Source organism: Moorella mulderi DSM 14980 (genome assembly GCF_001594015.1).
In the GTDB taxonomy this organism is placed as follows: Bacteria; Bacillota; DSM-521; order Neomoorellales; family Neomoorellaceae; genus Neomoorella; species Neomoorella mulderi.
The window spans coordinates 1-1897 of record NZ_LTBC01000039.1; the positions used below are offsets into that span (position 1 = coordinate 1).

Below are 1897 nucleotides of genomic sequence, written 5' to 3' on the forward strand. Positions count from 1 at the left end.
ATCCCACATTCCGCACCTTTGGATATAATTACCAATGTTTACTTGGAGCACTAAAAAATACTCCTACCCACCACCGCGGGGTGGGAAAAGGTAAATTTCCTTGCCGAAACCAGCAAGTTCAAGGGCTCTAATCACCTCCGACCCGTGATAGTTGATTAACGCCCGGTCCGAACCCTGTTTAACTACCAGGAGATAATCAAACATCTCCAGGAGTGCCCGTGCTGTAGGGTTAGTACTCTTACGTTTCCCCGGCAGGATTAAGGGGGACTCCTCTTGCTCCAGACTTTTTCTGACCCGATACTCCAGGTAAGCTGCCACCAGAAGGGCTAGCTGGAAAACAAATGACATAGCTTCTACCCGGTTCTTGTTTTTAAGGAAGATGGGCCCCAGGAGGACCGGCTGTTTTAAGAAACGGAACTGCCTCTCAACAGCGTTCTGTTCCTTATACTCCTTGAGCACCGCCCGGTCGGGGTAAGCTTTGGTATCCATGAGATTGGTAATGAGGACAAAGGTGGAAGCCAGGTCTTTTTCATGGGCCATTGCTTCCCGGTCTTCCTCTATTCTAATATGGGCATGGTAAACGACTGTGTTCTGGGGCTGCTCTCCTTTTTTGGGCCGCCCAGGTCGGACGTAGCTGCTCGCTATTTCTTCATCAACTGTGCCCTTTAGGATGAAAGGTTGGTGGCGGTATTCCCTCAAGAAGAGTTCTATGGCTTTTTTGGCGTCGGCCTCACAGGCGAAAGGGCGCCGGGAAAGAGCTTGGGCGGCCTTTTCCAGAACTTCTCTTTGCTTGGCCCACTTTTTCAAGAGACTATTCTCTTTGCGTTTATCCAGGGTTGTGGAGTGGACCACGATTAAACGAAAGTCATGGCCGCCTATTTCCCGGACAAAGCTCTGGCTTTTATAGTAGGCAGCATCTTTCTTTGAACTCAGTTTTCCGATCTCCTGCCAGGTGCCGGTTCGGAAGGCTTCGGCCTTAATCTCTTCGTTAAGGCCGAAGTTCTCCGGTAACAGGGAGATAAACTGGAGGGCGGGTTTGTTATCTTCCTCCTGCATCAAAAGAGCCAGGTTATCCTTAGTTACCAGGGCGCAGTCCGCCACGAAAATGACCTCTTTAAGCTTTGCCGGGCTCAATGTTTGGACCAATTCTTCAATAACCTCAGGGTACCAGGATTTATCACTGGTATTGCCGCCCAGACTTTGACCCAAAATGGGTAACCCATCTTTGTTTACGGTCAAGCCGATGAGAAACTGCTTGAGGTCAGGACGATGATCCTTGCTAAAACCGAAAGTTATATCTAAATCTCCTTCGCCCTCATAGGCGCCCTGTACGGAAATGGAGGTGGTATCCACATGGATGCCTGTAATGGGCACGTTGTGGGTAGCGGCGGCAGTTAAAGCAATGCTGGAGAACAACTTCTTCAGCTGGCCGCTGGCGAAGAGTTTATCCAGGGCCCGGCCCAGGGCATCATCGTTAAAATCTCTAGGCCGGACCTGTTGCTCAGCTCCAAACAAAACCTCCAGGTCCTGGTTCTCATAAAAGCGCTCCACATGATAGAGGGCCTCTCGGTCTACCAGGAGATTAATGATCAGCGCCTTAACCCGATTTCCCGGGGAAAGATGGCACTGGACCGGGTCCCATTCGACTACGGCATCAATGATTTCTGCTATCTTCAGAACGTCACATAACCTGGCGATAAGGGCTGCGGGACCGGCCCGGAAGAAGCGCATATTATCGATGGCTACAGGCATCGAACATTCCTCCAGAATTCTCTTAGAGGAATGATTCGATACTCAATTAGAAATTCCTGGTTAGAAGATTCTCTCTACTTTTATTTCCTTCTGCACCCTGTAAAAATTATTTTTGGGTTGCTCACAGGGTGCGGAAGATGGGTTA

Annotated in this window: 1 protein-coding gene; it reads right to left on the reverse strand. The window is 49.7% G+C overall.

Annotated elements, in window-relative coordinates:
• Nucleotides 1-63: 63 nt before the first annotated feature.
• Nucleotides 64-1752: an IS1634 family transposase gene (locus tag MOMUL_RS15105; RefSeq protein ID WP_062286228.1), complete on the reverse strand. Its 1689-nt coding sequence runs from the start codon at nucleotides 1750-1752 to the stop codon at nucleotides 64-66.
• Nucleotides 1753-1897 lie beyond the last annotated feature (145 nt).